The organism is Sphingopyxis sp. 22461, from assembly GCF_052044915.1.
Taxonomy (GTDB): Bacteria; Pseudomonadota; Alphaproteobacteria; order Sphingomonadales; family Sphingomonadaceae; genus Sphingopyxis.
In genome coordinates this window covers 479,803-486,613 of the sequence record NZ_JBQENY010000003.1, presented here as the reverse complement: position 1 = coordinate 486,613, position 6,811 = coordinate 479,803, and the positions used below count along the sequence as shown (strand labels likewise).

Annotated in this window: 7 protein-coding genes; all 7 read right to left on the bottom strand. The window is 65.5% G+C overall.

All coding sequences use genetic code 11. The annotated features are described in order from the left end of the window. Nucleotides 1–151: 151 nt before the first annotated feature. The 7 genes from ACTJI5_RS07320 to ACTJI5_RS07290 all read right to left on the bottom strand — a co-directional run bounded on the left by ACTJI5_RS07320 (nt 152) and on the right by ACTJI5_RS07290 (nt 6,809). Complete coding sequence (locus tag ACTJI5_RS07320) at nt 152–1,219, bottom strand: sigma-54 interaction domain-containing protein (protein WP_058539348.1); 1,068 nt, start codon at nt 1,217–1,219, stop codon at nt 152–154. 196 nt (nt 1,220–1,415) lie between these two features. Then, complete coding sequence (locus ACTJI5_RS07315; RefSeq protein WP_058539347.1) at nt 1,416–2,264, bottom strand: flagellar motor protein MotB; 849 nt, start codon at nt 2,262–2,264, stop codon at nt 1,416–1,418. Then, complete coding sequence (gene motA, locus ACTJI5_RS07310) at nt 2,264–3,127, bottom strand: flagellar motor stator protein MotA (protein ID WP_058539346.1); 864 nt, start codon at nt 3,125–3,127, stop codon at nt 2,264–2,266. The genes ACTJI5_RS07315 and motA overlap by 1 nt, the downstream gene beginning before the upstream one ends. A 102-nt stretch (nt 3,128–3,229) precedes the next feature. Beyond that, nucleotides 3,230–4,060 carry a flagellin N-terminal helical domain-containing protein gene (locus ACTJI5_RS07305; RefSeq protein WP_440859829.1) on the bottom strand — a complete coding sequence of 277 codons (831 nt, stop codon included), beginning with the start codon at nt 4,058–4,060 and terminating at the stop codon, nt 3,230–3,232. A 15-nt stretch (nt 4,061–4,075) separates the two neighbouring features. Then, nucleotides 4,076–5,401 carry a flagellar hook-associated protein FlgK gene (gene flgK / locus ACTJI5_RS07300; protein ID WP_440859828.1) on the bottom strand — a complete coding sequence of 442 codons (1,326 nt, stop codon included), beginning with the start codon at nt 5,399–5,401 and terminating at the stop codon, nt 4,076–4,078. Then, nucleotides 5,398–5,703, bottom strand: coding sequence for a rod-binding protein (locus ACTJI5_RS07295; RefSeq protein ID WP_440859827.1), 306 nt, complete (start codon nt 5,701–5,703; stop codon nt 5,398–5,400). The genes flgK and ACTJI5_RS07295 overlap by 4 nt, the downstream gene beginning before the upstream one ends. Then, on the bottom strand, nt 5,700–6,809 hold the full coding sequence (locus ACTJI5_RS07290; RefSeq protein WP_440859826.1) for a flagellar basal body P-ring protein FlgI: 1,110 nt from the start codon (nt 6,807–6,809) through the stop codon (nt 5,700–5,702). The genes ACTJI5_RS07295 and ACTJI5_RS07290 overlap by 4 nt, the downstream gene beginning before the upstream one ends. Between the last annotated feature and the right edge of the window lie 2 nt (nt 6,810–6,811).

Below are 6,811 nucleotides of genomic sequence, written 5' to 3'. Positions count from 1 at the left end.
GGCGGTGGGGGAGCGGGCCGGTGCCGCATTCATTCAATCAAATGCCCGCTGGTTACCCGGCCGCCCATGGTGGGGACGGGCGGCCGGGTGGTGCGGGAGCGGACCAGAGCTCCCTTTTTCAGCGGGTGCTGAAACTTGTATCGCGGCCGAGTCAGGCGGCCTGCTGGTGAACCCCGTACTTGCGCATCTTTTCGATCAGCGTCGTGCGCTTCAGCGTCAGCAGGCGCGCCGCTTCGGAAATGATGCCGTCGGCAAGGTCGAGCGCGACGTAAATCTGTTCGAGTTCGATCGTTTCGATCTCGCGCTTGAGATCGATCGGGCGGCCCGGTGCCGGCGTCTTGGCGTGCGGCGCGGCTGGAGCCGAGGCGACCTGATCTTCCGCGCTGGCTTGCGCCGCGACGGGGCTGCTGGGGACAGCCCGTCGCGGTGCAAGCGCTGCGGTGGGGTTCAAAAGCATGGCGACGTCGTCGAGACCGAGCGTCTCGCCGCCATGGAGAACGCTGGCGCGCTCCACGAAATTCCTGAGTTCACGGACATTGCCCGGCCATGCATGCTGCATCAGCAGCGTCATCGCCGCGTCGTCGAAACGGCATTTGGCGTCGGCGGGCATCTGGCGCTGGAAGTGGCGGATGAGCGCCGGAATATCCTCGACGCGGTTGGCAAGGCTGGGGACCTGGAGCACAACCACGCCGAGCCGGAAGAACAGGTCTTCGCGGAATTTGCCATCGGCGATCGCGGCGCCGAGATCCTGGTGGGTAGCCGAAATGACGCGGACGTCGACGGCCTTCACGTCGCTGCTGCCGACGCGGACAATCGTCCGGTCTTCGAGCACGCGGAGCAGTTTGACCTGCATGTCGAAACGCATGTCGCCGATTTCGTCGAGGAAGAGCGTGCCGCCCTCGGTCGCTTCGAAATGGCCGATGCGGCGGGCATGGGCGCCGGTGAAGCTGCCCTTTTCATGCCCGAAGAGTTCGGATTCGATGAGTTCGCCGGGGATTGCGCCGCAATTGATGGCCGAAAAAGCCTTGCCGGCACGGGCGCCTTCGTCGTGAATGGCGCGGGCAACAAGTTCCTTGCCCGAGCCCGACGGGCCGCAGAGCATCACCGAGGCGTTCGAGCGCGCCACGCGGCGGATCATCTCGCGCAGCCGGCAGGTCGCCGGGCTCGTGCCGATGATCAGCGCTTCGAGCGCTGCATTGTTGTTCTGCCCCAGTGTCATTTCAGTCTCCACCGCACCGCCCGCTCGGTGCCCCCTTCGATGGACTCAGGAATTGACGAAATTGGTAAACGAAAGCTTATCAGCTGTTAGCTAACCCATTCAAAACAAAGAGATATTGCCAGATTGGAAGTAATTAACGCGCAATCGCGTTAACTATCTCCAATATGCTGCCAAATTGGCACTAATTGCCACGCGTCTAGCGCCAGCCCAGCGTGATCGAGATGCGGCGATTGCGCGGATCGAATCGGTCGGAGGGAACATAGGGCTCGCGATCGGCCACCCCTTCGATTCGCGAAAAGCGATTCGAGGCGATACCGCGGAACTCGAGATAGTGGCGCGTGACCTCCGCCCGGTCGACCGACAGACGCCAGTTGTTCGTCCCAGACTTCGCCGACCAGGGGGCGGCGTCGGTGTGGCCGCGGATCATCACCTTGTTCGTTACCGCCGCGACGGGCTTCGCGATTTCGCTGAACAGCCGCGCGCCGTCGGGGGTCAGCTGGCTGGTGCCGATCACGAACATCGAAAAATCCGCATCGTCGACGACGTCGATGCGCAGCCCTTCAAGCGTTTCGGTAAAGCGCAGGTTCGGCGCGAGACGCTTGAGGTCGCCCTTTGCCTGCAATTGATCCATCAGCGTCTGGGCGAGCTTCCTGAACTGCTCCTTGTCGCTCGCGCGCTCGCGCCCCGACGCTTCGCGCGGTCCGCCCGTGGCGTCGCGCGGAATCGTCATGGCGCGCGTGCCCGTCTGCGCCGCGCCATGTGGGTATTTGTCCGCCGCGACCAGCGAGTCGCCACCGAACAGGCCCGTCGACCCGGCGGTCTCGGTCTTGGTTTGGACGATCGTCGGCGCGAAATAGTCGGCGAGCGCCTTGCGCTGCGCCTCGTTCGTCGCACCGAGCAGCCACATCAAAAGGAAGAAGGCCATCATCGCGGTGACGAAGTCCGCATAGGCGACCTTCCACGCGCCGCCGTGATGGCCGCCGTGCGCTTGCTGGATCACCTTCTTGACGATGATCGGCCGCGGCATGTTGGGACGCGCGGCCATCAGCGGCCCCGCATCCCGTCGAACACCTCGGCAAAGCTCGGCTGGTTATGATGGTCGACGCCCGACCGCGCGGCCTCGATCACCAGCGGCTGCGGATGACCGTGGAGCGACGCGATGATCAGCTGTTTCACCGTATGATAGATGGCGGCGTCGCTTTCGATCACCGCCTTGGCGCGCGTCGCGAACGGGCCGACGAGACCGTAGGCGAGGAGCACGCCGAGGAAGGTGCCGACGAGCGCCGAGCCGATCATCGCGCCGAGGATCGCCGGCGGCTTGTCGATCGAGCCCATCGTCTTCACGACGCCGAGCACCGCGGCGACGATGCCGAGCGCGGGAAGCGCGTCGGCAAGGCTCTGCAGACCTTCGGCGGGCTTCATCGAATGATGATGGTGGCTCTTCAGCGCATTATCCATCACCTCTTCGACCGCGTGCGGATCGAGCGTGCCCGACGACACGACGACGAGGCGCAGCGTGTCGCAGATCAGATGGACGAGCGTGTCGTCCTTCAAAAGCTTGGGATATTGCTGGAAGATCGTCGAGTTTTTCGGATCCTCGATGTGCGGCTCGACCGCAACCGGTCCTTCGGTGCGCATCATCTTCATCAGCGTCGAGACGAGCAGGATGCAGTCGAGATAATCCTGCTTCTTATACTTCGGTCCCTTGAACACCTTGGCGAGTCCGCCGCCGAGCGCCTTCAGATCGGCACCCGAATTGCCGATGATCAGCGAGCCGAGTGCCGCACCGCCGATGATCAGCATTTCGTGCGGCAGCGCGTGCATGACGGGACCCAGATTGCCGCCGGTCAGCGCGAAGCCCCCGAAGACCAGCAGGATCAGTACGACAATGCCGACAACGGGAAACATGTGCGAGCAAACTCCATTCGGACCCGGCTGTCGAAGCCGGCCCCCGCAAATTCAGGGACGTCTTGATGATTAACGGCAGCAGCGCCGCAAGATTGAGGGGCGTCAGTTCAAAATATCGAACAAGCTCTGCCGGTTAATCTTGGCAAAGGCCGCCTGCGCCGCCTGCAGCGTCAGATCCTGGGCTTTGAGCTGGGCGATCGCGACGTCGAGGTCGGTGTCCTCGACCGACGACCGCTCATCCTTGAGCGTGATCCCGCGCGCCGCGAGCCCGTCGCCGATGCGGTCGAGCCGCCCGCCCGACAGGCCGATTTCGGCATGTTTATCGGCGGCATGGCTGATCGCGGTGTCCAGCGCCGTGATCGACGTTCCCATCATCGTCTTGTCGCCCGCCGCAACCGCGGCGGCCGCATCGCGAATCCCCGTCGACAGGCTGTTTCCGCCGACGACGAAAACATCGGCCGCCGACGGAACCGGGGCGAAGCTGAGATCCGAATCGAAGCGCATCACGCGCGCGGTGCCAGCCGCAAAAACGGGCTCACCGTTCGAATCGCGCGTTGCAGCCAGCGCGTCGAGTTCGTCGGCGATCGTGCCGAGTTCGGCGGCGATGGTCGCGCGGTCGGCGGGATTTGTCGTATCGCTCGCTGCCGAAAGCGTCAGCTCGCGCGCGCGGGTCATCAGGTTGCTTACCGATTTCATCACGCCATCGGCCTGCGACACCAGCGCGTCGGCCGCGTTCACATTGGCCGACCAGGCGGTCATGCTCGCCTGCGTCGTGCCGATCGTCGCGATCCGCCGCGCTGCGACGGGATCGTCGGACATGCGCAGCAGCTTTTTCCCGCCCGATATCTGTATCTGCGTCCGCTCGAGCGCGTCGGCGAGTTTCTGTTGGCGCGCGATTTCGCGCGTCATGCGGTTGCCCACGGCGTTGATCATGATCCTGACCCTTCCTTAGAGCGAGCTGAGCAATGTTTGCATGGTTTCGCGCGCGACCTGGATCGTGCGCGCGGCCGCCGAATAGGCCTGCTGGAAGCGCAGCAGCTCGGCGGCTTCGGTGTCGAGATCGACCTGACTGACGCCGTCGCGTGCCGCAGCCGAGGCATCGGCGCGCGTCGCCGCGGCGGCGTCCTGCGCCCGCGCCGACGACACCGCCTGCGCCTGCGTCGCCAGATGGCCCGACCAGCGCGCTTCGGGATCGTTCGCCCCGCGCATCGCACCGAGCGCGAGCATATTGCCGTTGCTGCCCGACGCGTTCGCCGCCGCCACTTGATCGGGGGTCAGCGGCGCGGCGGTCAGCGTTGCCGCGCTGGTGCCGGTGAACAAGGCCTGCCCCGGATTGCCATTGGCATCGGTGCCCGCCTGATGCGCGGCGTTGAGCTGGCTCGCGAACTGCGTCGCCATCGTGTCGAGCGACGCGCGCTGGTCGGCGACATGGTTCGCGCCTTCCGCTAGACCGGCGAGCGAGCCGGTCGAGATGGCAAGCGGCGAACCGCCGACGCTGTACGACAGGCGCCCGTCGGGGGCCGCGGTGACCGAAATCGGATTCACCGCGCCGCCACCGACGAGCAGGTCGCCCGATCCGGCCGCGCGCAGCGTCACCGCGCCATTATTGTCGAAGGTCGGGCTGACGCCGGCCTGCGACGACAATTTGTCGAGCAGCCGGTCGCGCTCGTCGAGCAGGCTCGCCTCGTTGGTCGAGCCCGGCCGCGCCTTGCGCAGCCCGATGTTGATCTGTTCGAGCGCATTCAGATTGCTGTTGAACTGATCGACCGTGCTCGCTGCAGCGCCCTCGATCCCCTCGCCCATCTTGTCGAGCTGGCCCGCCGCGGTACGAAAGCCCGACGCGATATCGTCGACCGATTGCAGGAACTGCGCACGCAGCGTGCGATTCGTCGGATCGGCGGTCAACTGGTCGGCGGTGGTATAAAGCTTGGTCAGCCCGGTCTTGATGCCATTGGTCTCGTCGCTCAGCGCATCCTCGGTCTTGCCGAGCCAGCCGAGCTTCGTCGCCGAGCGTTCGGCGTCGCCCGAGGTGATGCGCGAATCCTCGATCAGCCAGCCGTCGACCGAACGGTCGATGCCGCGAATGTCGACGCCGCCGGGGTTGGTGTTGCCGCGGTAGAAGATCGAATTGCCGCCGCCGACGGCTTCCATCATTTCGAGCCGGCGCCGCGCATATCCGGGGGTCTGGGCGTTGGCGATATTGTCGCCGATCGTCGAGAGCGCACGCGAATAGGCCTTGAGCCCGCTATAGCCGATGCCGAGCAGGTCGCTCATTGCACGCCTCCCTTAAGGCCGCCGAGCTGGCCGCGAAACTGCCGCTCGACCATGTCGGCGATCCCGAACTGGCGCATCGCGGCGAGGCTGTCGGCGGTGCGCGCGTCGGCCATTTCGCGGAAATTGTCGGTCGCGCTCGACCCCAATATATCGTCGCCGAGCTTGGCCTGCCGCATCGACGCCATCAGCTGGCGCAGGATCACGGCTTCGAATGCCTCGGCCGCCTTGCGCAGCCCGCCATCGCCGCCGCCAGCGGCAGCGGGCGTCGGCGTGGCGTGGACAGAAGAAATAGGGCTCGTCATATGATCACCAGTTCCGCAGTGAGCGCGCCGGCCTGGCTCAGCGCCTCGAGGATGGCGACAAGGTCGCCCGGGGGGACGCCCATGCGATTGATCGCATCGACAAGTTCGGAAAGCGAGGCGGTCGGCTTGACCAGCATCACCGGACGATAGTCCTGCTCGACGCTGATCTCGCTCGACTCCTCGACCGCGGTCTGGCCGCGGCTGAACGGCGCGGGCTGCACCACCATCGGCGATTCCTTGATCGAGACGGTAAGTTTGCCCTGCGTCACCGCGGCGGTGCCGACACGGACCGCGCCATTGATGACGACGGTGCCGGTACGGGCGTTGACGATGACCTTGGCCGGCGGCTCGGCGCGCTGGACGCCCAGATTCTCGATCTGCGAGATCAACCGCATGCGTTCGTCGCCGTTGCCGCCGGTGCGGATCGCGATGCTGGCGCCGTCGATCATCGATGCCGAGCCGGGGAGCGCGGCGTTGATCGCATCGGTCACCCGCTTGGCATTGGTCGCATCGAACTGGTGGAGGTTGAAGGTCAGATAGCTCGACGTCGCAAAGCCGGTGTCGACCGCGCGCTCGACCGTCGCGCCGTTCGCGATGCGGCCGCTCGACGGCACATTGACCGTCAGTTTCGATCCGTCGGCGGCATCGACGCCGAGCCCGCCGATGACCAGATTGCCCTGCACCATCGCATAAATCTGTCCGTCGGCGCCATAAAGCGGCGCGAGCACGAGGGTGCCGCCGCGCAGGCTTTTGGATTTGCCGATCGCCGACACGGTGACGTCGAGGCGCTGGCCGGGCTTGGCGAAAGGCGGCAATTCGGCGGTGATCATCACCGCCGCGGCATTTTTCAGCGCCGGATTGACCCCCGGCGGCAAGGTCAGGCCAAAGCGCGACACCGCGCCCTTCATGCCCAGCGTCGAATAGTCGAGGCTGTCGTCGCCCGTGCCCGCGAGGCCGACGACGATGCCGTACCCCGTCAATTGGTTGGCGCGCAGGCCCTGGAACTGGCCCATGTCCTTGATCCGCTCGGCGTGCGCGGGCGCCGCAAGGGCGAAGCTCGCGAGCAGGAGCGCAAAAAGGGTGAACAGGGTCGGACGCTGGGTCACTT